Raw genomic sequence first — 24,645 nt, 5'->3', positions numbered from 1 at the left:
ATTCAAAAAAACCAAACCATCACAAATAGTAAACAACAACGCGACACACACAACTTATATACCAACCTGTAAAACCGGACTTAAGCTAGCGACTTGAACATGCCCCCCATAAGGAATTGAAAAGTGCAGACAAGTCCAGTAAAGCTAATCACCAAAAACGACATTAAAAAAATCAGCAACTACATTTCAACGGCCAAGCTTCTGCCGCGCACCCTTGAAGCGGTAGAGCATCAACTACAAACCAAACACACAGGCATTGTTGGTCTTGAACCGTTCGATATTGTTGAGCTGAACCACACGATCATCAACAATGCCAATTCGTGGAACGACATTGAATCCTCGATGAAAAGAGTCGGCGGCAGTTTGGCAACCTTTTCCGAGGATCTCGAAAACTTTGGCGAAGAAATCATCAATGCAATTATATCGATGCCGGGCTATATCGATTATATCGGCACCCTAGAAACCCTGACCGAGGAGGAGATAAACAGTCTGCCACCTCTGCAAATCGGCACAAAAGAAAAAAACCGCTTCGGTTCCATCCAGGAATCGCTGGTGTTTATTGCCAGCTCCATCGATGAGAAAAAACTCAATAGCGACGAGCTGATCTTGCGTTTGAAAAACTTCAAGACCGAGCTCAACAACGATGTGGCGGTGGGCCTCGGCAGCAAACTGAAACTGGCTAACAACAGCGAAATCAATCGACAAATTACCGAGTTGAACGCAGCCATCGACGAAGCCCAGGCAAGGCTTGATGAGAAAATCCGAGAAACCGAGCCGGGATTTTTCACCTACGTCTTTGCGTTCATCAGCCCCTTGCCTGCGACTGTTTTTTTCATGGCGCAGAAGTACCAGGAGGTAAAAATTGCACCATTGCAACGGCAAAAAAACCTGCTGATTGAGCAAACCAAACAGAAAGACATTCTCGCGGGCACTCTTCTACAACTTCACACGGATCTGGAAAGTCTTTTGATCTACGTCGATGGAGCGATTCAAGGTACTTCGCAGATTGAAACGTTATGGGTATCCATCTCTGAATACATCAGCGCCTCCAAAAACAAAGTGATGGGCATGCACGAATACCTGACCCTCAGGAGTTTCGTTTCTAGTTTGCGGGTAGTTTTAAAGAACTGGAAAACCATTCAGACGAATGCCAACGCACTGATTTCGGCGTTCGACTGAATTCTCACAAACTTTAAAAAAAGGATTTTTTCATGACACTTCCTGTTTACCTGTCTCCTGATTTGGCCAATGTCCGGGAAAGCCGCGAGGCCATCCGCTATCAAGCCATTGTCGGCTCCGCCGATCTGTACATAAAAGCGTTAAGCGATGAACTGATTGAACTCAATAGTGCCGTCGGGCGCACTGACCAACAAATCGCCAACAGCATAGCTGGGGCATTAACGGCACTTCAAACGGACGAATTGCGCGAGAATCTGCAAGCGCTAAACGCTTTGAAGGAGCGCGAAACAAGTCCTCAAATCGAGCAGGCAATCAAGTCTTACTCGACAATCGCCGAACAATTGTTAGAACTGTGTGTCGGTCGCATTGCTCAGTTGTACTCAGAAGTAGACGCCAGCATATTCGAGGTGCAGAGCGTAACCATCAGCAACAACCGTTTCCGCCTCTCCGAACTGAAGGATGCCTCGGCCAAGGTGCAAGAGCAATTGACCGCAGAGCAGGTTCCACTCGATGAATTGAATAAAGATCTGGCTTTACTCAATGACGCCATCAAGGAATTCGAGAAGCTGACTGTCATTGACCGATTCAAACCATTGCTGGAGCAATTGAAATCACTGATCGGCAATAAGCCAAAAACACCTGAAATCGCTGCCATGGAAGCCGGTTTTCTCGTGGCAACCAAGTTTCTGGAAGAAGCTAACGAATTGATCAAATACGATGGTCTGACCAAGGCCCGGGATACCATCAACATCCGCCGGGGCCAACGCGAAGAACGCGTGTCGTCTTTGGCAAAACAGCTGCGCGACAACGCTGACAAAACCCGTCAGTTGAATGACACACAAAAAGTGCTGCCCCACCGGCAGACGTATGTCAGTGAAACCACCAGGCTGACCGATTCGTTGAATGCCTTCCTTGATGCCGTCCCTGCACCCGAAGCGGATCTTCAAATCCGCGGCGAATTCGTTGTGCTGAACAGCCAGGCATTGCGCAGCTACTTGGGCAAACTCCAGGAAGGCTGGCTGCGCGGCTGACCTGCGGATTCAGATGCCAGGCGAATTCTGGGCGTCGAGCTGACTGACGCGGCGGCAATAGGCTTGCGCCATGCTGCGGATGTCCGGATGTCGGGAAACCAGCAGCGACTGACTGCTGACACGAAGAAATGCCAGGTTTCCGTTGGCTAACGCTTCAGCCAGCCATTTGAGCGCCTCATCAATGCGGCCCTCATCAGCCAGGACGGCGGCATAACTGAATTGCCCACGAAAATCGCCACCCTCAGCGGCGCGTCGATACCAGTCACGCGCCGCTACCGGATCCGCCGCACACACCTGCCCTTCCTCCAGATACCGTCCGAGCAAATTCATCGACTTCGCATGGCCGACTTCCGCAGCACGCCGATACAACGCCAACGCCTGCAGATGATCCACCGCGACACCGCGCCCGGTCGCCAGCAGATTGGCGAGGTTGTACATCGCCCAATCCAGCCCGGCCTCCGCGGCGATCCGATAATGCTGCGCGGCAACCCCGGCATCGGCGACACAACCCCAGCCATGCTCATGACAACGCCCGAGCATGTTGCGCGCCATCAGATGCCCGCGCCCGGCGGCGATGCCGAACCAGCGCAACGCCAGTGGCTGATCCTTAGCGATGCCCTGGCCGTCCAGAAGAATCTGCCCGAGCAACGCCTGCGCCTCCACTTCGCCCTCACCCGCCGCCAGCAGAATCGCCTGCGCGGCACGGGCCGGGCTTTCTTCGAGCATGGCGCTGAGTTGTTCGCCGTTGAGGATTTCCTCGCGGCGCAGTTGGAAACTCATACCTCGACCCAGCGACGCAGCAGGTTGTGATACGTGCCGGTAAGGCGGATCAGCGAAGGATGATCCGGCATGTCCTGTGTCAGCTGCTGGATCGCGCCGTCCATCTCGAACAGCAGCGCGCGCTGGCTGTCTTCGCGCACCAGGCTTTGCGTCCAGAAGAACGACGCATAGCGCGCGCCGCGAGTGACCGCGTTGACCTTGTGCAGGCTGGTGCCGGGGTACAACACCATGTCGCCGGCGGGCAGTTTCACCTGCTGTGTGCCGTAGGTGTCCTGGATTTCCAGTTCGCCGCCGTCGTAATCCTCGGGCTCGCTGAAGAACAGCGTTGCCGACAAATCGGTGCGCACGCGCTCGATGCTGCCCTTGGGTTGGCGCACGGCGTTGTCGATGTGGAAATCGAAGCTGCCACCGGCCGTGTAACAGTTCACCAACGGTGGGAAGACTTTGTGCGGCAATGCGGCCGACATGAACAGCGGATTTTTCCACAGCCGCTCGAGCATCGCCGCGCCGATTTCCTTGGCCAGCGGATGGCCTTCGGGCAGTTGCAGATTGTGCTTGGCCTTGGCCGACTGGAAGCCGGCGGTGATCTTGCCATCAGCCCAGTCAGCCTGCTGCAAAGCCTCGCGAATGCGCTGCACCTCGTCTTTCGCGAACAGTGCGGGGATGTGCAGCAGCATGGCGATGTCACCTGATGGCAAAGAGGCGGCAATGGTATTGATTCTTATTGTCTGTGTAAAACCCGGGAGACGAATGAACTGGCAGAAACCGTAAGGTTAAATTGTAAAGAATGTAAATTCAGTGCGAATAACAATGTTTCGCAATTGATACGAATACCTGTTTACCCTATATTCCGCCGCCTCAAATCCTTGGGGAGGGGAATAAAAATGGCACGTCAACACGCACAATTACCGGTCAGTTCACCACGTCTGCTCGCCTCTGCAATCGGCGTCGCAATTACCGCCGGCTCCGCTGGCCAGATGGTGTTCGCTGCCGAGAAAACCGACAGCAAAGCGTCCGGCAATGCCATCGCTCTGGACGCCACCGCCATCACCGGCGAAGCGCAGGACTCGACGTCCTACCAAGTCGAAAAAGCCTCCTCGCCCAAGTACACCGCGCCGCTGGTCGACACGCCGCGCTCGGTCACCGTGATCCCGCAACAAGTACTTAAAGACACCGGCGCCCTGAACATGCAGGACGCGCTGCGTACCGTGCCGGGCATCACTTTCGGTGCCGGTGAAGGCGGCAACCCGCAGGGCGACCGTCCGTTCATTCGTGGTTTCGACGCCCAGGGCGACACCTACCTCGACGGCGTGCGCGACACCGGTTCGCAGAGCCGCGAAATCTTCGCCGTGGAAAACATTGAAGTCAGCAAGGGCCCGAACTCCGCCATCGGTGGTCGTGGCGCAGCGGGCGGCAGCATCAACCTGGTGAGCAAGAAAGCCCACTTGGGCAACTCGTTCGACGGCGGTTTCACCTGGGGTTCCGACCAGACCCAGCGTTACACCCTCGACGGCAACTACCAGTTCAGCGACACCGCCGCTGGCCGTCTGAATCTGATGAGCCACGAAAGCAACGTCGCCGGCCGTGACAAGGTCGATTACGACCGTTGGGGCATCGCCCCGTCTCTGGCGTTTGGTCTGGGCACCGACACCCGCGTCAACCTCGATTACTACCATCTGGAAAGCAACGACACTCCGGACTCCGGCGTGCCGTACACCATTCCGCTCGGCGGCTCGGCGGCACGCAGCAAATCCAATCCGGACAAGCCGTACTCGGGTGGCGACCACAGCAACTTCTACGGTCTGGATCGCGATTTCCGCAAGGGCCGCACCGACACCGCGACCTTCGCCATCGAACACGATTTGAGCGACTCGCTGACCATCAAGAACACCCTGCGTCACGGCACCAGCATGCAGGATTACATCCTGACCCAACCGGACGACAGCAAGGGCAACGTCAACAACGGTACGGTCTGGCGTCGTGCGAACACTCGGGTGAGCAACACCGAAACCACCACCAACCAGACTGATCTGTTCGGTAACTTCTACGTTGCTGGCTTCAAGAACAGTTTCTCCACCGGTGTGGAATACACCCGTGAGGAAAGCCAGAAGTCCTCGTACAGCGTCAACACCGACACCACCCCGGGCTCGCCGGGCAACTCCAGCACCAACTGCACCCCGTCGATGATCGGCGCGTCGAGCGGCTACAACTGCACCTCGCTGTCCAACCCGAACCCGAACGATCCGTGGAACGGCGCGATCTCGCGCAACTACGCCGGCACCGACACCCAGTCCGATACGTACGCGCTGTATGCGTTCGACACCCTGGAGTTGTCCGAGCAGTGGCTGGTGAACATGGGCCTGCGTTACGACCACTTCGAAACCGGCTACAAGACTTACACCAACGCCGGCACCACCACTTCGAAGGGTGCTGACACCAGCGAGTTCGTCACCGGTCAGTTCGGCGTGGTTTATAAGCCAGCGGAAAACGGCAGCATCTATGCGTCTTACGCGACCTCGGCCACGCCACCGGGCAACACCCTGGGCGAAGGTCAGGAAGGCAACCCGTTGGGCGGCAGCACTGACCGTGCCGGCAACCTGCTGAGCAGCGACATGGAGCCGGAAACCACCAAGAACTACGAAATCGGTACCAAGTGGGATCTGCTCAACGATCGTTTGTCGCTGACCGCTGACATCTTCCGCACCGAGAAAGAAAACGCTCGGGTACAAGTCGACACCACTTCGTACGAAAACGCCGGCAAGACCCGCGTGCAAGGTTTCGAACTGTCGGCCAGCGGCAAGATCACCGAGAAATGGCAAGTGTTCGCCGGTTATGCGTTCATGGACAGCGAGCAAGTTGACGGCGGCCCGCTGAACCGCGCCACCGACGGCAACGAACTGCCTAACACGCCGAAAAACAGCGCCAGCCTGTGGACCACTTATCAGGTCACTCCGAAGCTGACCCTCGGTGGCGGCGCGTTCTACGTCGACGACGTCTACGGCAGCGTGGCCAATACGACCATGGTCGATTCGTATGTGCGTTACGACGCGATGGCGGCGTACAAGCTGACCAAGAACGTCGACCTGCAACTCAACGTGCAGAACCTGACCAACGAAACCTACTACGACAAAGCCTTCTCGACCCATTTCGCCAACCAGGCGGCGGGCCGTACGGCACTGTTGAGCACCAACTTCCACTTCTAAACACCGTGGAACCTGTGGGAGCGAGCTTGCTCGCGAAAACGGTGGGTCAGTCAGCCTTCACGTCACTGACAGATTGCATTCGCGAGCAAGCTCGCTCCCACAGGTGATGTGATCAACAGGCTCGGCCCCGTTCATTCAATTGAACGGGGCTTTTCTGCGTAATAAAGAACGCTTCTCGATAACCCACGGCATAATGCGCGCCGTGATGACAATTTCCGAACGGACGGCGAGTGACGTGTTGAAGAAAACCCTGTTCCAGTTGCACTGGTTTTTTGGCATCACCGCAGGCCTGGTGCTGGCGTTGATGGGCATCACCGGCGCGACCTATTCGTTTCAGGACGAAATCCTGCGGGCGCTGAATCCCTCCGTCCTGCAAGTGGAAAAACAAGTCGCCGGCGTCTTGCCACCGGTCGAACTGGTCGAGCGCATCGAAGCCGCGTCCGGCAAAAAAGTCTCGATGCTCTCGGTCGAGACCGACAGCGGCAACGCAGCGAAAGTGTTTTTCACACCGCCCAAGGGCGAACGTCGCGGCGAGATGCGCTACTTCGATCCGTACACCGGCGAGTTCATGGGCGATGCCGTCGGCCAGGATTTCTTCGGCCTGATGCTGCAGTTGCACCGCTTCCTCGCGATGGGCGATACCGGCCGCAACATCACCGGCGCCTGCACGCTGATCCTGCTGATTTTCTGCCTCTCCGGGTTGTACCTGCGCTGGCCGCGTCAGTGGAGCAACTGGCGTGTGTGGCTGACCCTCGATTGGAAGAAAAAGGGCCGCGCCTTCAACTGGGATCTGCACTCAGTGGCGGGCACATGGTGCCTGTTGGTCTATCTGCTGTTGGCGCTGACCGGGTTGTCTTGGTCGTACGAGTGGTACAACAAAGGCCTGACCAAACTGCTTTCCGATGCGCCGCAAAACGAACGCGTGCGCGGTGGTCGTGGCCCGGCACCGCAAGGCCCGGCGCCGACTGCCGATTACGCGGCGATGTGGAGCAGCATCTACAGCGCCGCCGGCCCTGGCTTGTCTGCCTACAACATTCGTATGCCGCCCGTGGCTGGCCAACCGGCGACCGTGTTCTATCTGCTGGAAAACTCGCCGCATGAGCGCGCGCTCAACCAGATCACCCTCGACCCGGCCACCGGCATCGTCAAACGCGTTGATCGTTACGCCGACAAGAGTTTCAAGGCGCAACTGCTGACCAGCATCTATGCGCTGCACGTCGGTAGCTATTTCGGCCTGATCGGGCGAATCATCGTCACCCTCGCGGCGGTGTGCATGCCGCTGTTTTTCATCACTGGGTGGCTGCTGTACCTCGATCGTCGGCGCAAGAAAAAGCAGATCAAAGACGCACGTAAAGGCCTCGAACAACCCGCGGGCGATGCACCGGCGTGGCTGATCGGTTTCGCCAGCCAGAGCGGTTTCGCCGAGCAACTGGCGTGGCAAACCGCCGGGCAATTGCAAGCCGCCGGATTGCCGGTGAGAGTGCAGCCGCTGGCGAATGTCAGCGAGCAGGATCTGCGCGAATCGAACAACGCGCTGTTCGTCGTCAGCACCTTCGGCGACGGCGAAGCACCGGACAGCGCCCGTGGTTTCGAGCGCAAAGTGCTGGGCAAAGCTTCGACACTGGACAGCTTGAACTACGCGGTGCTTGGGCTCGGCGATCGTCAGTACCAACACTTCTGCGGCTTTGCCAAACGTCTGCATCAGTGGCTCGGCGAGCACGGCGGCAAGACACTGTTTGCGCCGGTGGAAGTCGACAGTGGCGATCCTTATGCGCTGCGTCACTGGCAGACGCAACTTGGTCTGCTCACCGGACAAGCGCCGGTCGACACCTGGCAAGCACCGAGCTACGACAACTGGACGCTGACCCGCCGCGAATTGATGAACCCGGACAGCAGCGGTTCGCCGGTTTACCTGTTGGGCCTGAGCGCACCGAACACCAGCAGTTGGCTGGCTGGTGATCTGGTCGAAGTGCTACCGCGCAACTGCCCGTGGGTCATCGAACATTTTCTCGACGGCCTCGGTATTCGTGGCGAGACCATGGTGAAAATCAATGGCCTCGACGAGCCGTTGGAAGTCGCACTGGCTTCGCGCCAGTTGCCTGAGCATCGCGCGCATCTGGTCGGTTTGCATGCGCAGTCGCTGGTCGATGCGATGGTGCCGCTGGCCATGCGCGAATACTCGATCGCCTCGATTGCCGCCGACGGTGTGCTGGAGCTGATCGTGCGTCAGGAACAACACGCCGATGGCACGCTGGGCATTGGTTCCGGCTGGTTGACCGAGCATGCGCCGGTCGGTGGCAGCATCAGCCTGCGCGTGCGTCGCAACAGCGGGTTCCACCTGCCGAACGAGCCGGTGCCGATGATTCTACTGGGCAACGGCACCGGTCTGGCCGGGCTGCGCAGTTTGCTCAAGGCACGGGTTGCCGACGGTCAGCAGCGCCAGTGGTTGCTGTTTGGCGAGCGTAACCGTGAACACGATTTCCTCTGCCGTGCGGAGCTGGAAGAGTGGTTGATCAATGGCGATCTGGAACGGCTGGATCTGGCGTTTTCGCGGGATCAGGCGGAGAAGGTTTATGTGCAGGATCGCTTGCGTGAATCGGCGGGTGAGTTGAAGAAGTGGCTGGCGGATGGGGCTGTCATCTACATCTGCGGCAGCCTTCAGGGCATGGCCACAGGCGTGGATCAGGTACTCAAGGACATTCTCGGCAGCGCTGAAGTCGAGCGCCTGATCGAACAGGGCCGCTACCGGCGCGACGTTTACTGAAAACCCGTTGCCTTTGTAGGAGCCGAGCTTGCTCGCGAAGACGGTCTGACATTCAACGATGATGTCAAATGATCTACCGCTTTCGCGAGCAAGCTCGGCTCCTACAAGGTTGCGGTGGTCAAACAGGTTGTAGTTTTTGCTCGAAAACCGCCACCCCATCCAGATCCCGCAACACCACACTCATCTCCCCGCTCTGCCCTTCAATATTCACCTCACCAAAAAACTGAAAGCCGGCAAACGGCGAGGTGTTCTGCACCGCCGGGGCCTTCTCGAACACCACCTGCGGCCCAAAGGTTTTATCCAGCGGATTCGGCCCGAAACTCCCGGCATTCAACGGCCCAGCAACAAACTCCCAGAACGGCTCGAAATCCTGAAACACCGCCCGATCCGGGTGATAGTGATGCGCCGCGCAGTAATGCACGTCCGCCGTCAAAAAGACGAAGTTGCGCACCTGCTGCGCGCGCAAAAAGCCGAGCAATTCGGCGATTTCCAGCTCGCGCCCCTGCGCCGGGCCCGGGTCGCCATTGGCCACCGCTTCCCAGCGCCCAACACCCGGACTGACTTCACCGTCCGGCACGCCAAGACCGATCGGCATGTCCGCAGCAATGACTTTCCACTGTGCGTTCGACGCCTTCAATTCACGCTTGAGCCAGTCCAGTTGTTCTCGCCCGAGAAACGGTTTTTCCGCGCCAAGATTGTCGTCATTCGCCCCGCGATAACTGCGCATATCCAGCACAAACACATCGAGCATCGGCCCGTAACTGAGCTTGCGATAGATCCGCCCGCCACCGTCGGCAGTCTGCAAACGCATCGGCGCATTTTCCAGCCACGCCTGCCGCGCGCGCCCCACCAAGGTGTGGATATCTTTTTCCTGATAACGCTCATCCAGTTGCTTGCCCGGCGACCAGTTGTTGACCACTTCATGGTCGTCCCACTGCCAGATCTGCGGCACTTCGGCGTTGAAGCGGCGGATGTTTTCGTCCATCAGGTTGTAGCGATAGTTGCCGCGATAATCGTCGAGGGTTTGCGCGACTTTGCTCTTGGCTTCTGTGGTGAGATTGCGCCAGATACGCCCGCCTTCGGTGGTGAGCTGCACGGGCACCGGGCCGTCGGCGTAGATGGTGTCGCCGCTGTGGATAAAGAAGTCCGGCAGGCGCAGGCGCATGGCTTCGTAGATGCGCATGCCGCCGATGTCCGGGTTGATGCCGAAGCCTTGGCCGACAGTGTCGCCGCTCCAGACAAAACGGATATCGCGTCTGGCCGTCGGCACACTGCGCAAATGGCCGAACCACGGCTCGCTGGCGACGCCGGTCTGGGCGTCTTCGAAATACACGCGATAGAAAATCGCCTGATTGGCAGGCAGCCCGGTGAGCTCGACGCGGGCGGTGAAATCAGTGCGCGCGTCGGCCAGTGGCGAGATGAATTTACGCGGGTTACCGAACAGGCTGCGGGTGTCCCACTCGACCACCATGCGCGCGGGGCGATCGCTGCGACTCCAGATCATCGCGCGATCGCCGAGCAGGTCACCGGACTGCACGCCATCGGTCAACTGCGGACGATCCTTGACCGAAGCAATCACCGCCGGCGCCAGCCCCGGCAGCAACAGCCCGGCGCCGATCCCTTGCATGACACGCCGGCGACCGAGATTGAAATCGCTCATGGGGTTCTCCCTGGAAAAAGGAAAACTTAAGCACGCCCACATGAAACAGACATGACACCCGCCCTTGTAGGAGCCGAGCTTGCTCGCGAAGAGGCCATGTCAGTCGACATCTTCGGTGAATGCCAGACCGCTTTCGCGAGCAAGCTCAGCTCCTACAAAGGTTTTGTGGTGTCGGTTAAGCCTTGGCGGGTTCGAGGGCCAGTTCGACGGCTTCGGGGCGTTTGACTGTGGCGTAGACGACGGCGGTCAACAGGCTCCCCGCGACAATCGCCAGCAGATACAACAACGCATGGTTGATCGCATTCGGAATCGCCAACACAAACAAGCCACCGTGCGGCGCCATCAACTTGCAGCCGAAATACATCGACAACGCACCGGTCAACGCACCACCGGCAATACTCGCCGGAATCACTCGCAACGGGTCTTTCGCGGCAAACGGAATCGCCCCTTCAGAGATAAAGCACAACCCCAATACCAGCGCCGCTTTACCCGCCTCGCGTTCGGTCTGAGCAAACTTGCGCCGCGCAATAAACGTGGCGATTCCGAGCCCGATCGGTGGCACCATCCCCGCTGCCATCGTTGCCGCCATCGGTGCATAACTCTGCGACGCCAGCAGCCCCACCGAGAACGCGTACGCGGCTTTGTTGATCGGCCCGCCGAGGTCGACGCACATCATGCCGCCAAGCACCACGCCGAGCAGGATCGCGTTGGTGGTGCCCATGCTGTCGAGAAAACTCGTCAGCGCCAACAGCATCCCGGCGACCGGTTTGCCGACCACGTAAATCATCACCAGCCCGGTAAACAAACTAGCGAACAACGGAATGATCAGAATCGGTTTCAGCGCTTCAAGACTCTGCGGCAACGCGACATAACGGCTGATCGCCTTCGCCGCATAACCGGCGATAAAACCGGCGACGATGCCACCGATAAACCCGGCGCCCAACGTACTCGCGAGCAAGCCGCCAATCATCCCCGGCGCCAGGCCCGGACGGTCAGCAATCGAATAAGCGATGTAACCCGCCAGCAGCGGCACCATCAGTTTGAACGCGGTCTCGCCGCCGATCTGCATCAGCGCCGCTGCCAGCGTGCCTTCTTCCTTGAACGCGGTGATGCCGAACACGAACGACAGCGCAATCATCAAACCGCCGGCCACGACCATCGGCAGCATGAACGACACGCCGGTCAGCAGGTGTTTATAGACGCCGGTTTTCTCTTGCCTGGCCGGTGCTTTGCCGTCACTCGCCGCGCTTTCCACAGCACCTTCGGCCAAGGCTTTTTTCAGCGTGGCTTCGGACTGCTTCAACGCGATGCCGGTGCCGCAACGATAGATTTTCTTACCAGCGAAACGCTCGGTGGCGACTTCGATGTCCGCCGCCAGCAACACCACGTCTGCCTCAGCAATCGCCGCTGCGCTCAACGGGGTTTTTGCGCCCACTGAGCCTTGGGTTTCGACTTGCAGCTCATAGCCCAAACGCTTGGCAGTTTGCTGCAACGCTTCGGCGGCCATGAAGGTATGGGCGACACCAGTCGGGCACGCGGTGATGGCGACGATGCGTGGCACACGCGACGCATCAGCAACCGGTTCAGCCTCGCTGGCAACGTAAACCTCAGCCTCTTCAGCACCACGACGCAGCACCGCTTCAACGTCCTGCAACGCCTGCGCCGGAGCAATCTGGAAAACCCGCTTGCCGACAAAACGCGTCATGTCGACCGCACCCGTGGCGACCAACAAAACCCACTCCGCCGCAGCAATCGTCGCCGCCGACAATTCGCGTTCCGGGTGCGCCGCATCGACCACTTCAACGCTGGTGCTCCAGCCCTGACGCTGCGCCGCCGCATCAAGCAAACGCGCACACAGCACACTGGTGACCATGCCGTTCGGGCAAGCCGTAACAATGGCTAATTTCATGACAAACCCTCTTATTGTTCTGTCAGGGGGCGCACGCGCACGCCCTGTTCGAGCTGCGCCAGTTGCGCACGGTCGTGGATGCCGAAACCGATCTGGGTCACCGCCATCGCCGCAATCGCAGTGGCCGTGCGCAGGGTTTGTTCAGGCGTGTCGGCGCTGAGCAAACCGTGGAGCATGCCGGCCAGCAATGAATCACCGGCACCGACCGTGCTGGCGACGCTGACTTTCGGCGGCGTGGCGTGCAGTGCCGAACCGACGCTGAACCAGTTCACGCCGTCAGCACCGTGGGAGATCACCACGTGCTCGATGCCTTGCGCATGCAAACGCGCCGCTGCCTGCGCTTCCGCCGTGTGCGAAACCACCTCGCAACCGAGCGCATCGGCGAGTTCTTCAGTGTTCGGCTTGATCAGCCATGGACTGGCTTTCAACGCTGCGCGCAACGCTTCGCCGCTGGAGTCGAGGGCGACTTTCAAGCCGAGCTGATTGAGCCGTTCGATCAGCTCACGCAACCACTGCGCCGTGACGCCACGCGGCAAACTGCCGGCGACCACCACCGCGTCATGACCCGGTGCAATCTGCCCCAAACGATCAAGCAACGCCTGCTGCGCGGCAGCATCGACCACCGGCCCCGGGCCGTTGATGTCGGTGATGCGGCCGTCCTGTTCAGCGACTTTGATGTTGCTGCGCGTCTCACCCGGCACGCGGATAAATGCGTCGACAAAACCACGCTTGGCGAACAGGGTTTCGAACGCTTGCAGATTGTCTTCGCCGAGAAAGCCACTGACCGTCAGTTGATGACCGAGGTCGGCGAGCACCTGCGCGACGTTCACGCCTTTGCCGGCGGCATGGGTGTGCATCTCGTCGCTGCGGTTGACCTGACCGGCGTCCAGCCGTGGCAGTTCGACGGTAAGGTCGAGCGCCGGGTTGAGGGTCAGGGTAAGAATCTTGGCCATTACAGGGCCTCCACTAATGCGCGCACTTCGTTGGCGCTGCCCACGGCCAGGGCCTGTTGAGCAAGGGTTTGCGCCTGCGTCAGGCTGAGTTCACGGATGCGCGCCTTGACTTCGGCGATGCTGCGCCCGGACACGCTGAGTTCATCGACACCGAGGCCAACCAGCACCGGCACCGCCAGCGGATCCGCCGCCAGTTCGCCGCAGACGCCAACCCACTTGCCATGGGCATGGGCCGCGCGCACGGTGATGTCGATCAATTGCAGCACTGCCGGGTGCAGGCCGTCCGCCTGCGCCGACAGCGTCGGGTGACCACGGTCGATGGCCAGGGTGTATTGCGTGAGGTCGTTGGTGCCGACGCTGAAGAAGTCGACTTCCTTGGCCAGCACCGGCGCGAGCAAGGCAGCGGACGGTACTTCGATCATGATCCCCAGTTGCAGATCGGCGACCGGGATTTCCAGGCGCAGACGTTCGGTCATGTCGCGGGCCTGACGCCATTCTTCAACGCTGCCGACCATCGGGAACATGATCCGCAGCGGACGGTTGTCCGCCGAACGCAGCAAGGCGCGCAATTGCGCTTCCATGATCTGCGGACGTTGCAAGGTCAGGCGAATGCCGCGCACGCCGAGGAACGGGTTTTCTTCCTTGGCGATCGGCCAATACGGCAGCGGTTTGTCGCCGCCGACATCCAGCGTGCGCACCACCAACGGGCGACCGGCGAGACCATCAAGCACGCGGCGGTATTCGGCTTCTTGCGTCGCCTCGTCCGGCGCTTGCGGATGGGCCATGAAAATCAATTCGGTACGCAGCAGACCGATGCCTTCGGCGCCCTGCGCCACCGCGCTGATCACGCCGGCGCTTTCGCCGATGTTGGCGAACACTTCGACCGCATGACCGTCGGTAGTATGTGCCGGTTGATGGCGTTGTTCGGCGGCAATCTTCAGGCGTTGTTCGCGGGTGTCGCGTTCTTCGGCAGCGCGTTGCAGGGTCGCGGCATCGGCGTCGACGTGCAGGCGACCGCGTTGGCCATCGAGCAGCAACGGTGTGCCCGGCGCCAGCAACAACACTGCTGCGCCAGCGCCGACCAGCGCCGGAATCCCGAGGGCCCGCGCGACGATCGCACTGTGCGCCGTGGCGCCGCCGCGTGCGGTGAGAATCCCCGCCACACGCGCCGGATCCAGCCGCGCGACGTCGGACGGGCCGACCTCGTCCATCACCAGAATGTACGGTTGCTCAGGCTCGCTCGGGGTTTGCACGCCACACAGTTGCGCCAGCACGCGGCGGCCGATGTCACGCAGATCCGCCGCACGCTCGGCGAGCAACGCGTCTTGCAGCGATTCCTGTTGTTTGGCCGCCGCTTCGATCACCGCCATCCACGCCGCTTCGGCGCTTTCGCCTTGCTTGAGGCGGGTGTCGACTTCGTCGGTGAGTTCCGGGTCGTCGAGCATCTCCTGATGGGTGATGAAGATCTCGCGGATGGCTTTGGCCTTGCTGCGTTCGATCAGGCCTTGAATGTCGTTGCGCACATCGCTGAGCGCTTGTTTGAGGCGCTCGCGTTCGATCGCGGCGGACTCGCCACGCATCGGGTAATCGATGGTTTGCTGCACTTGAATATGCGCCGGGCCGATGGCAATGCCGGGCGCGGCGGGTATGGCTTGCAACTGAGTGCCGGACGCCGGGGCAATCACCACTTCGGCGATGTCGGCAAAGACTTCGCGCTGCTCACTGATGGCGGGCAGCGGCTCGACTTCTTCGCCGAGGCCTTCCTCGATAGCGGCGAGCAATGCCGGCAAGGCGTCGGCAGCGATGCTCGGTTCGGCGATCAGCTCCAACACCTGACCACGGCGGGCGCCGAGGCTGAGCAGTTTGCTCAAACTCTTCACCGACACGGCGCTGTCCTGACCGTCGACGATGCGCACACGAATTTCGCCATCAAAACGCTTCGCCAGTTGCGCGAGGATCTTCGCCGGGCGCGCGTGCAAGCCGTGGGCGTTGGCCAGCGCAATGCGTGCGCTCGGCCAGTCGGCGGGCAGTTCACCGCCGAGCACTTCGAGGACTTTACGGCTGCTGGTGGCGCGGCCCAATTCATGGCCGCGACCTTCGATCAGCAACGCACACAGACGTTCGAGCAGCGCCTGGTGCGCTTCGCCAAGGCTGGCCAGACAGAACAAACCACTGAGCGGCTGGCCGAGGTAGCGCATTGGTTTGTCCGGCGTGACGAACGCCAGGCCCGGACGCTTCACCGTTTGCTCGCTGTGCAACCACCACAGACCGTCGCCCAGCGGCAGCGCTTCGACTTGTTGCAGCACCGCCGAAAAACCGTTGCTCACACAATCGGCCTGACGCAGCAAACGCGCGCCGCGCCAGACCAGTTCTTCGAAATCGTCAGCCGACACGCCGAGGCCGATCATCTGTGCATCCAGCGCCAGTTCCTGCGGCGCGCCTTGCAGCAGTTTCAGCAGCGCTCCAGGCGAACTGGCGCGACGAAGGGCCTGGCCCAGATCGGTCTCGCCGAGGGCGCGGGTCAGCAATTGCAGCAGACGTAAATGTTCGTCGGATTTGGCCGCGATGCCGATCGCCAGATAAACGATCTGGCCATCGCCCCAATCCACACCATCAGGGAATTGCATCAGGCGCACGCCAGTGGCGAACACCTGATCGCGGGTTTCCGGGGTGCCGTGGGGGATGGCAATACCTTGACCGAGAAAGGTCGAGCCCTGCGCTTCCCGGGCCTGCAAACCGGCGAGGTAACCGTCGGCGACCAGACCATCCGCCACCAGATGATCGGCCAGCAGTTGCAAGGCAGCGGGTTTATCCACAGCCGATTGGCCCATGGATATCTGCTCTATAGTGAGCTCGAGCATGCAATCTCCTTTTTGACGCTGGATGCGCCAGGTATTGTTTTGAATGGTCACAGCTTAGGCGCTGGATTGCTTCGCTTTTCAGCGGCAGTTTTGGCGGTTTCACGGCAGAACCGGCCAAAAGCGTCTAAAACGTAGAAAATACGCTTGCTGAAACGTTTAATCTAGATTGATCGGCACGTTACTCGATAATGTCCCATCCTTGAAGTCCAACTTGTCGGATGCGTTGCGACAATAGTCGTCTGCCCTAATCGGGTAGGATTGGCGAAAATGTTGCGGCAAGCTCGAAAAAACAAGGAAATCCCGGGTTGAAACTCAGTGATATCGCGCGGTTGGCCGGAGTGTCCGTGACCACCGCCAGCTACGTCATCAACGGCAAGGCCGAACAGCAGCGCATCAGTACCGCTACCGTCGAACGTGTGCGCGCGGTGGTCGATCTGCATGGCTTTACACCCAATCCTCAAGCGGCCGGGCTGCGCAGTCGGCATACGCGCACGCTGGGTTTTATCCTGCCGGATCTGGAAAACCCCAGTTACGCGCGGATCGCCAAGCTGCTGGAGCAAGGCGCGCGGGCGCGCGGTTATCAGTTGCTGATCGCCAGCTCGGACGATGCGCCGGACAGCGAGCGCCAGTTGCTGCAACTGTTCCGCGCGCGTCGTTGCGATGCGCTGATCGTCGCCAGTTGCCTGCCGGCCGGTGATGACAGTTATCGGCAGTTGCAGGCCAAGGGCACGCCGATCATCGCCATCGACCGGGTCATGGAGCCGGAGCATTTCTGCTCGGTGATCAGTGACGACCGCGAGGCCAGTCAGCACCTGACGCAAAGCCTGCTCGAGCCGCAGCTCAAACAAATCGTGCTGCTCGGCGCGCGGCCTGAGCTGAGCATCAGCCAAGAACGTGCCGCCGGTTTCAAACTAGCCTTGGCCGATTTCAAAGGCGAAGTGCTGGTGGAGCACGCCGAAGCCTTCAGCCGCGAATGTGGCAAGCAATTGATGGAAGAGCTCCTGCAACGTCTGGGGCATTTGCCCGATGCGTTGGTGACAACTTCCTACGTGCTGTTGCAGGGCGTGTTCGATGCGCTGCATGACTTCCCGTTGAAATCGCGGCCGCTGCGCCTCGGCACCTTTGGCGACACGCAGTTGCTGGATTTCCTGCCGTTGCCGGTCAACGCCATGGCCCAGCAGCACCAGTTGATCGCCGACAAGGCGCTGGAACTGGCGCTTGCAGCCGTCGAGCAGTCGGAATACAAGCCTGGCGTGCAGGCCATTGCGCGTACCTTCAAGCAGCGTATTCACCGGGACTGAGCCGTGGAGCTGATCGACAGCCACACCCACCTCGACTTCCCCGACTTCGACGCCGATCGCCCGGCCTTGCTCGCCGAAAGCCGCGCCCTCGGGGTGCGGCGGATGGTGGTGTTAGGCGTGTACGAGGGCAACTGGCAACGGGTGTGGGATCTGGTGCAGAGCGATGCTGATTTGCACGCGGCGTTCGGCTTGCACCCGGTGTATCTCGATCAACATCGTCCTGAAGATTTGACGGCACTCGGTGATTGGCTGACTCGATTAAAGGGTCATCGACAGTTGTGCGCGGTCGGCGAGATTGGTCTGGATTACTTCATCGAAACACTGGATCGCGAGCGGCAACAGTCGCTGTTTGAAGCACAGTTGCAACTCGCGGCGGATTTTCAATTGCCGGCGCTGATCCATGTGCGCCGCAGCCACGCGGCGGTGATCGCTACGCTCAAGCGCTTCAAGCTCAAACGCGCGGGGATCATCCACGCCTTTGCCGGTAGCCGTGAAGAGGCGCGGGAGTACATCAAACTCGGTTTCAAACTGGGTCTGGGCGGCGCGCCGACGTGGCCGCAGGCGTTGCGCATGCATCGGGTATTGGCGGACTTGCCGCTGGAATCGATCGTACTGGAAACCGATTCACCGGACATGGCGCCGGCAATGTTCCCAGGTGTCCGCAATACACCGGCGCACTTGCCGGCGATTTGCGCAGCGTTGGCCGAACTGATGAAGATCACCCCACAACAACTCGCCGCCGCCAGCACCGCCAACAGCTGCGAAGTGTTTGGCTGGTAACGCGGTTACTGTGGGAACGGGCTTTTGTGGTGAGGGGATTTATCCCCGATGGGCTGCGAAGCGGCCCCAAAACCGTAGTTCACGTTTTATCAGATAAAACCCTTTTTCAGGTTTTGGGGGCGCTTCGCGCCCCAGCGGGGATAAATCCCCTCGCCACAAAGGTTCGCACAAGGTTTTAAGATACGGCTCAGACGCGGAAGGCGCTGATCAGTTGTTTTAGCTCGACGACCTGGGCAGACAGCGCGCGGCTGGCGTCTTCGGTCTGGTGCGCGCCTTGCGCCGTGCGTTCGCCGGCGCGGTTGATCTCGACGATGTTCTGGTCAATGTCATGGGCCACCGCCGTTTGCTGCTCCACCGCCGCCGCAATCTGCTGGTTCTGATCGACGATCATGCCCACAGCGCCGAGTATGTTTTCCAAGGCCTGCTGTACTTTTTCCGACTGCCCGACCGTGCCATTGGCCATCTGATGGCTGACGCCCATGGCCTTCACCGCCGCGCCGACACCGCCATGCAACTTGGCGATCATCTGCTCGATTTCTTCGGTCGATTGCTGTGTGCGTTTAGCCAAGGTGCGTACTTCGTCCGCCACTACCGCAAAACCACGACCCTGCTCGCCAGCCCGCGCCGCTTCGATCGCGGCGTTGAGCGCCAGCAAATTGGTCTGCTCGGCGATGCTTTTGATCACTTCCAACACGCGACTGATCGACTGGCTATCGCTCGCCAACTGATTGATCACCAGCACCGACTGATCAATCTCGCTTGCAAGCGCAGCAATGCTGCCCTGTTGCGACTCGACCAGACCGCGACCGCTGAGGGTCTCGTTGTTGACGCTGTGGGCGCTGTTCACGGCCGCTGCGGCACTGCGCGCGACTTCCAGCGAGGTAGCCGACATCTGGTTCATCGCCGTCGCCACTTGCTCGATCTGCGTGCGTTGCCCCGCCACTGCCTGATTGCTCTGCGCGGAAACGTTCTCAACCTGCCCCGCTTGGCGCTCGACCTCACCGACGGTCTGGCCGACTCGTTCGATCAAGTCGTGAATCTTCTTCACCGTACCGTTAAACACTTCGCCCAACTCACCCAACTCATCGCGGCTATTGGCTTTGAAGTTGACCGTCATGTCACCCGCCGCAACCTTGTCCATCATCGCGCCGAGGCGTTTGAGCGTGGTGCGGGTCGAAGCGTAGAAACCGCCATAGAGATAGAAAATCAGCACAAACACCACCGACAGCGCCACCGCCTGCAAGATCATGTGCGTGCGGTTATGCGCCAGACGTTGCTGCAGTTGGCTGTCGAGAAATTTCAGCGAAGCTTCGTTGAGCGCGTAGGTTTTATCCATCAACGCGGTAACCTGGTCGTAAAACGCCTGCCACGGTGCATCGAGGGTGTCGGCCATCACCACCTGTTCTTCGAACAATTCGCTGGCTTGCTTCAGCGATGCCTTGCTGTTGTCGGCCTCGGCGCTGAGGTCGTCCCGCGCGGCTTTGCTGGAAGCGAGGGCGTCCTGCAGTTTCAAACCGTACTCGCCCTGGAGTTTTTCGATCTTCACCAGCAGTTCGTCGAACCGCGTACTGGAGGCACTGTTGAGAAAGCCCTGCGCCAGCGAGTACGAACCGATCGCCCGGCCTTCGCCGAGGGTCTGGGTGACGCCGGGGGTGATCAGGGTGACCAGCTCGCTGAGCTGACGAATATCGCCCTGATTGTCGCGGCTCAAACCGGCCTGGCTGGTGATGATCTGGCTGAAAATCTGCGCACTGGCGAGTAGTTTGCCGATCAGCGCACTTTTGCTTTGCAGGGAGCTTTCCACTTGCTGGGCTTTGAACGCGGCAATCATTTCATCGCGCTTGCCATCGAAAGCCTTGATCTGCTCGGGATCGTCGGTCATCGCCGTCAGACCTTGCAAGCGCGTCAGTACGGCTTGTTCAAGGGCGGTGATTTTCGATTCGATGTTGCCCGCCTTGCCGGACTGGCCAAGGGTGACGTTGATCTGCACCAGATTGTTGAGGGTTTCCAGATCCCGGCGCAGGGTCAGGCTGCTGCCCAGCAGATCGAGGCTTTGCAGCTCGACGCGGGTGCCCTGGAATTCGCGATAGGAATCGCGCACCAGATAGAAATTGGTCACCAGCATCGGCACCAGGAACAGCACGCTGATCAAGCTGAACTTCATGCCGAAGCTCAGACGGTTCATCAGCGAGACGGCGGGATAGAGCAAGCTCTTCACTGGAAGTCTCCCTTGGTTTTTCTTGTTTTTATTGGCAGGCGCGGGACGACAGCAGATAGCCACTATCCGGCGCCATCACTGTATAGCTCAAATCGGCGGGAGGTTTTGTAACTTAAGGTTAACGAAGCAAGGACAACACAAATCCATTGTGGTGAGGGGATTTATCCCCGATGGGGCGCGAAGCGGCCCCAATAGCTGAATAGGCGTTGTATCTGAAAAATCGTGGTGGATGGTTTTGGGGCTGCTGCGCAGCCCATCGGGGATAAATCCCCTCGCCACAATGAATTTCACTTTGATTTTTTAGTGGATCAGAACAGTCCACAGCGCAAACCCGGCATACCACAACACCGCCGCACGCAGCAGCAGTTCCCACAGGCTGTCGAGGGTAGTAATGCCTTCCGGTCCGACCGCAGCAGGCGGGATCTCCCCCGCTGCCAAGCCAACCTTGTTGATCAGTTGCGCAGCGCTGATGTTCCAGTTCAGCAACTCATGCAACATCACCCGGCCAACCGCAACGAAATTGCCGACCAAGGCAAAACTCGCCGCCAGCAGTCGCACCGGCACCCAATCAAAAGCATGGCGCAATTGCGCGGCGCGTTCGACCAGCGCCGGGTTCGTGCCGTGTTCTTCAGCCAGCGCCAACAAGCGATACGCCAACGCCGCCACCGGGCCGAGCACGAAGTACCAGAAGATCACCGCGAAAAAGCTCTGATAGGCCTCCCACAGCAAGTGCCCCTGCACCCGATCGAGCAGCTCTTCGCCACTGTCGGCGCAGATATTCAGATCGCGTTTGGCGACATGCGCCGCCGCTTGCAGATCTTCACGGCGCCAGGCATCGCGGAACGGCCCGAGACCGCCGAGCAAATCGCCGCGTCCCAGACTGTAAATCACCACCAGCAGATGCACCGGCAACGCCAACAGACCGTAAGCCACCGGTTCCAGCACCACCAGCAACAGCGCCAGCAGCGCGACCGGAAACAGCACCAGAATGGTCAGCACCAGCCACGGTTTACCCGCCAATCGCTCGCTGCTTTCGAGTTTGTTCAGTTCGCGGATCCATCCGCCATCGCGTTGAACCCGATGGCGCAGGGCCGAAAACTTCTCGATCCAGACGGCCAGCAGTAACACCAGAAAACTCATTGTCCTTCCTCTTGTGCCAGGGCTGCGCGGTAACGCGCCCAGTCGAATGCCGGGCCAGGATCGGTCTTACGCCCGGGTGCGATGTCGCTGTGCCCGCAAATACGGGCGCCGGTGATGGCCGGAAATGCTCTTTGCAACTGACGGGTGAGCACGGTCAGCGCTTGATACTGCGCATCGGTGAAGGGCAGATCATCGGTGCCTTCGAGCTCGATGCCCACGGAAAAATCGTTACAGGTTTCGCGACCGTCAAAAATCGACACGCCCGCATGCCACGCCCGTTCCAGACAGGAGACAAACTGGGTGACCTTGCCGTCACGTTCAATCAGAAAATGCGCCGAGACGCGTAGGTCGGCGATCCCTGCAAAGTAGGGATGTTCGGTGACATCCAGACGGTTCTGGAAAAATTCCTGCACCTTGCCGGTGGCGAATTGCGCCGGTGGCAGGCTGATGTTGTGGATGACCAACAGGGAAACTTCGCCCGCCGGGCGTTCATTGAAATTGGGCGATGGGCACACCTGCACCCCGTGACACCACCCGCTAGCGGGATCCAGCTGCATAACGATTCCTTCAGCGCCGACTGTGTTGGCGTCCAGTATGCCGTGATCGGCACCCGGCGCGCGATCACTTGGAACGATTGAGTCGCCGCAGGTTGCCCAGCACCGACTCCAGTGCCCGGTCGAACAGCAAGGTGTCGTCCAGTGTTCGCGCGGCGCCACGCTGGAATTCCACCGCCAGCGCGGCACGACTGCGCTCGAGGACTTTCATGCCGGTGCGGTCGACGAAAACGTATTTGTCGGTGGCGTCGATGATTGCCGCGAGTTTGCAGCGCAAGCTGTGTTCTTCGTCTTCCTGAAACGCCACCCAACTGCCCAGACGCAATTGATCGACCTGACGCAGACCAGCGGCATCGTCCGGCAGATGCGTAGAGTTTTTCACCATTGCGCCCTCATCGGCGGAAGGCAAAACAATCTGCTGCGAAACTTCGATCATCGGATCGGCCTCGCTGGCGGGTTCGAGCACCCTCACGTGCAGGGTTTCGAGTTCGCTGAAAAATTCGCTGGTGGCAAATGGATCGAATGCCGCACGAGTCAGGCCATCTCGCAGCGATTTGAGCAGGCCGGGCACCAAAGCCAACAGGCGCAAACCGGATTCCGCGTCGTTGTGACGCTGCACGCTCCAGACCAGTTGCTCCATGGTCTGCACGTCGTCACGCCATTGGGCGGAAGCTTCGCCATGTTTGAGACAGGTCAGCAGCAGCACTTTGCTCCAGGCATCCTCAACAAACGTCACCACTGCCGGCGGCAACACTTTGCCCAACAGCGCCTGATTCAACGCCCGTTCGACCCGGCGCCTAGCCAGCTCGGTTTTCGCCCGGCCCTCTTCGGCATCGCGCAAACGCTGTTCAAGCAATTCGCTGCGGCGGCGCTCGTCACTGGTGAACGCGAGGAAGTCCGCCAACAGCTCGGAAAAAATTGCCGGATCATCGACAAAATCCGTGAGCAGGCGCTGCACCACTTGTTCGATACGCAGGTACAGGTTGTCGCGAGTTTCGCTGTCGCTATCGCCCCAACCCATTGCGGCAGCGGCGATTTCATTGAGCAGGCGCCGCGCCGGGTGGCTGCTGCGGCTGAAGAAACTCTTATCGAGCACCGCCACTTTGAGCATCGGAATCTGCAAACGCGCGATCAGCGCTTTGAGCGAATCCGGCACATTACGGTCATCCAGAATGCATTCGAACACCATGGCGATCAGGTTGATCACGTCTTCGTCCGCGCCCTCGACAATCCGCGATTTGCCACTTCTGAGGCTGACCCGCGTCAACAACTGTTCAAGCTGATTGCGCAGATCGAAATCGTCCTGCGCCGCGAGTGCCGGCACGTATTGTTGCAAGTGCGAGAGCAGACGCAGCAGGTCGCGGGTGCTGATCGGCTGCGTAGCGGCGCTGGGCTCGAGTGTCGGCGCGACGCTGCCGCGCACTTGCAGTAACAGTTCCTGCAACGCGGCGAAGACTTCTTGCACACCCTCGTCGGCCGGCAGCGGTTCGTCGCTGTCTTCGCTGTGCACGTTGGCCATCGCGCGATCAAGCGCACGTCGCGCCGGCGCCGGTTTCAGCTCGGGCAGTACGCCGGTGACGCTGAGCAGTTGGTTGGCTTCGGCATACAACTGCTCGGTGTCGGCGAGGACATAGCGCTCGAACAGTTTGAGCAGGATCAGCTTGACCTTGATCTCCACGCCGAGGTTGCGCCCGGCCTGCAAGAAGTACTCACAGAGCATCGCCGGGGCGAGCGGGTTGTGCTGTGCGTCGAGAGGTTTGCCGAGCAAAACGCTGAGCCGCGCACTCAATTGATCCAGCGCAAAGCCATCGCGCTTGAGCACCCGGCCAACCATGGTCTCAATCGCCACGCTGCGCTCCATGTCGTCGGTGCGTGGCGCCGACTCGTCGAACATCAGTGCGGGCGGCAAGGCGTTGGGTGAGGCGTCGTATTGAGTGAGGCCGACGAAAGCCTCGAAAAACAGTTCGAGGAAACCACGCTCGATGTTTTTGCGCTTCAGGCGCAGGTCGCGCATGGCTTCGAAAAAGATGTTCTGTTCGACGTCATTGCGTGCGCGATCCGCCATTTCGAAGAGAGTGTCGTCGGCGTTATCGAACAGCTCCTGCAAGCCGTGGCGCAGTTGCTGCGCAGCCTTGTCGCGAACCTGAAGCAGAATCACAGGCAGGCGGGCGAGCGGCGAATGGTTCGCCTGATCCGTAGTGGCCTTGTGCAAAGGCACTACTTTCCCGTCGTTGTGCATCCAAGCCTCCTGAAACGGTGATTCGTCGGTCACTTTCTGCGCAAGCCCCTTGTGGGAGCGAGCCTGCTCGCGA

Annotated in this window: 16 protein-coding genes and 1 pseudogene; 6 read left to right on the top strand and 11 right to left on the bottom strand. The window is 59.8% G+C overall.

Going from position 1 to position 24,645, the window contains the following annotated elements; all coding sequences use genetic code 11:
- Positions 1–123: 123 nt before the first annotated feature.
- Positions 124–1,179: an alpha-xenorhabdolysin family binary toxin subunit A gene (locus tag AD669_RS03895; RefSeq protein ID WP_053117054.1), complete on the top strand. Its 1,056-nt coding sequence runs from the start codon at positions 124–126 to the stop codon at positions 1,177–1,179.
- A 32-nt stretch (positions 1,180–1,211) separates the two neighbouring features.
- A complete protein-coding gene (locus AD669_RS03890) occupies positions 1,212–2,210 on the top strand; it encodes an alpha-xenorhabdolysin family binary toxin subunit B (protein WP_053117053.1) in 999 nt (332 codons plus the stop codon).
- A 9-nt stretch (positions 2,211–2,219) separates the two neighbouring features.
- Here AD669_RS03890 and AD669_RS03885 read toward each other — a convergent pair whose 3' ends face one another.
- Positions 2,220–2,990 carry a tetratricopeptide repeat protein gene (locus AD669_RS03885; RefSeq protein ID WP_053117052.1) on the bottom strand — a complete coding sequence of 257 codons (771 nt, stop codon included), beginning with the start codon at positions 2,988–2,990 and terminating at the stop codon, positions 2,220–2,222.
- On the bottom strand, positions 2,987–3,667 hold the full coding sequence (locus tag AD669_RS03880) for a Fe2+-dependent dioxygenase (RefSeq protein WP_053117051.1): 681 nt from the start codon (positions 3,665–3,667) through the stop codon (positions 2,987–2,989). The genes AD669_RS03885 and AD669_RS03880 overlap by 4 nt, the downstream gene beginning before the upstream one ends.
- A gap of 207 nt (positions 3,668–3,874) precedes the next feature.
- Between AD669_RS03880 and AD669_RS03875 the strand changes: the two genes are divergently transcribed.
- Both AD669_RS03875 and AD669_RS03870 read left to right on the top strand, forming a co-directional pair.
- The gene (locus AD669_RS03875; RefSeq protein WP_053117050.1) at positions 3,875–6,193 is read left to right on the top strand and encodes a TonB-dependent siderophore receptor; all 2,319 of its coding nucleotides are present in this window, start codon (positions 3,875–3,877) and stop codon (positions 6,191–6,193) included.
- 235 nt (positions 6,194–6,428) lie between these two features.
- Positions 6,429–8,957, top strand: coding sequence for a sulfite reductase flavoprotein subunit alpha (locus AD669_RS03870; RefSeq protein WP_053117949.1), 2,529 nt, complete (start codon positions 6,429–6,431; stop codon positions 8,955–8,957).
- 118 nt (positions 8,958–9,075) lie between these two features.
- Here the strand turns inward: AD669_RS03870 and AD669_RS03865 are convergent, their stop codons facing one another.
- The 4 genes from AD669_RS03865 to ptsP form a co-directional block, all read right to left on the bottom strand.
- Positions 9,076–10,617 (bottom strand): alkaline phosphatase, encoded by a 1,542-nt coding sequence (locus tag AD669_RS03865; RefSeq protein ID WP_053117049.1) that lies wholly within the window; start codon positions 10,615–10,617, stop codon positions 9,076–9,078.
- 175 nt (positions 10,618–10,792) lie between these two features.
- On the bottom strand, positions 10,793–12,526 hold the full coding sequence (locus tag AD669_RS03860; RefSeq protein WP_053117048.1) for a PTS fructose-like transporter subunit IIB: 1,734 nt from the start codon (positions 12,524–12,526) through the stop codon (positions 10,793–10,795).
- An 11-nt stretch (positions 12,527–12,537) separates the two neighbouring features.
- A complete protein-coding gene (gene pfkB / locus AD669_RS03855) occupies positions 12,538–13,479 on the bottom strand; it encodes a 1-phosphofructokinase (RefSeq protein ID WP_053117047.1) in 942 nt (313 codons plus the stop codon).
- Positions 13,479–16,340 (bottom strand): phosphoenolpyruvate--protein phosphotransferase, encoded by a 2,862-nt coding sequence (gene ptsP, locus AD669_RS03850; protein ID WP_053117046.1) that lies wholly within the window; start codon positions 16,338–16,340, stop codon positions 13,479–13,481. Before ptsP ends, pfkB begins: the two co-directional genes overlap by 1 nt.
- A gap of 305 nt (positions 16,341–16,645) precedes the next feature.
- Between ptsP and cra the strand changes: the two genes are divergently transcribed.
- Together cra and AD669_RS03840 are read left to right on the top strand one after the other, a co-directional pair.
- A complete protein-coding gene (cra, locus tag AD669_RS03845; protein ID WP_053117045.1) occupies positions 16,646–17,641 on the top strand; it encodes a catabolite repressor/activator in 996 nt (331 codons plus the stop codon).
- Positions 17,642–17,644: 3 nt separating this feature from the next.
- A complete protein-coding gene (locus tag AD669_RS03840) occupies positions 17,645–18,421 on the top strand; it encodes a TatD family hydrolase (RefSeq protein ID WP_053117044.1) in 777 nt (258 codons plus the stop codon).
- A gap of 187 nt (positions 18,422–18,608) precedes the next feature.
- Here the strand turns inward: AD669_RS03840 and AD669_RS28980 are convergent, their stop codons facing one another.
- The 5 genes and pseudogenes from AD669_RS28980 to AD669_RS03820 form a co-directional block, all read right to left on the bottom strand.
- Positions 18,609–19,313, bottom strand: coding sequence for a methyl-accepting chemotaxis protein (locus AD669_RS28980; protein ID WP_371262360.1), 705 nt, complete (start codon positions 19,311–19,313; stop codon positions 18,609–18,611).
- Between the two features lie 153 nt (positions 19,314–19,466).
- Positions 19,467–19,670 (bottom strand): annotated as a pseudogene (locus AD669_RS28975) (HAMP domain-containing protein); the annotation flags it as partial.
- 1,269 nt (positions 19,671–20,939) lie between these two features.
- Positions 20,940–21,779, bottom strand: coding sequence for a regulatory signaling modulator protein AmpE (ampE, locus tag AD669_RS03830; RefSeq protein ID WP_053117042.1), 840 nt, complete (start codon positions 21,777–21,779; stop codon positions 20,940–20,942).
- Positions 21,776–22,336 carry a 1,6-anhydro-N-acetylmuramyl-L-alanine amidase AmpD gene (gene ampD / locus AD669_RS03825; protein ID WP_053117041.1) on the bottom strand — a complete coding sequence of 187 codons (561 nt, stop codon included), beginning with the start codon at positions 22,334–22,336 and terminating at the stop codon, positions 21,776–21,778. The genes ampE and ampD overlap by 4 nt, the downstream gene beginning before the upstream one ends.
- Positions 22,337–22,400: 64 nt before the next feature.
- Positions 22,401–24,572 (bottom strand): DUF1631 domain-containing protein, encoded by a 2,172-nt coding sequence (locus AD669_RS03820; protein WP_053117040.1) that lies wholly within the window; start codon positions 24,570–24,572, stop codon positions 22,401–22,403.
- Between the last annotated feature and the right edge of the window lie 73 nt (positions 24,573–24,645).

The sequence above is a fragment of the Pseudomonas sp. P1.31 genome, assembly GCF_001269815.1.
GTDB lineage: Bacteria > Pseudomonadota > Gammaproteobacteria > Pseudomonadales > Pseudomonadaceae > Aquipseudomonas > Aquipseudomonas rustica.
The sequence above is the reverse complement of the archived record's forward strand: the minus strand, read 5'-3'. Positions and strand labels throughout refer to the sequence as shown.

Bases quoted from the DNA above. Each gene is read 5' to 3' on its own strand.
- AD669_RS03890 (WP_053117053.1), top strand. From the start codon at position 1,212: ATGACACTTCCTGTTTACCTGTCTCCTGATTTGGCCAATGTCCGGGAA.
- AD669_RS03885 (WP_053117052.1), bottom strand. From the start codon at position 2,990: ATGAGTTTCCAACTGCGCCGCGAGGAAATCCTCAACGGCGAACAACTC.
- AD669_RS03880 (WP_053117051.1), bottom strand. From the start codon at position 3,667: ATGCTGCTGCACATCCCCGCACTGTTCGCGAAAGACGAGGTGCAGCGC.
- AD669_RS03875 (WP_053117050.1), top strand. From the start codon at position 3,875: ATGGCACGTCAACACGCACAATTACCGGTCAGTTCACCACGTCTGCTC.
- AD669_RS03865 (WP_053117049.1), bottom strand. From the start codon at position 10,617: ATGAGCGATTTCAATCTCGGTCGCCGGCGTGTCATGCAAGGGATCGGC.
- AD669_RS03860 (WP_053117048.1), bottom strand. From the start codon at position 12,526: ATGAAATTAGCCATTGTTACGGCTTGCCCGAACGGCATGGTCACCAGT.
- pfkB (WP_053117047.1), bottom strand. From the start codon at position 13,479: ATGGCCAAGATTCTTACCCTGACCCTCAACCCGGCGCTCGACCTTACC.
- ptsP (WP_053117046.1), bottom strand. From the start codon at position 16,340: ATGCTCGAGCTCACTATAGAGCAGATATCCATGGGCCAATCGGCTGTG.
- AD669_RS28980 (WP_371262360.1), bottom strand. From the start codon at position 19,313: ATGTCGGCTACCTCGCTGGAAGTCGCGCGCAGTGCCGCAGCGGCCGTG.
- ampE (WP_053117042.1), bottom strand. From the start codon at position 21,779: ATGAGTTTTCTGGTGTTACTGCTGGCCGTCTGGATCGAGAAGTTTTCG.
- ampD (WP_053117041.1), bottom strand. From the start codon at position 22,336: ATGCAGCTGGATCCCGCTAGCGGGTGGTGTCACGGGGTGCAGGTGTGC.
- AD669_RS03820 (WP_053117040.1), bottom strand. From the start codon at position 24,572: ATGCACAACGACGGGAAAGTAGTGCCTTTGCACAAGGCCACTACGGAT.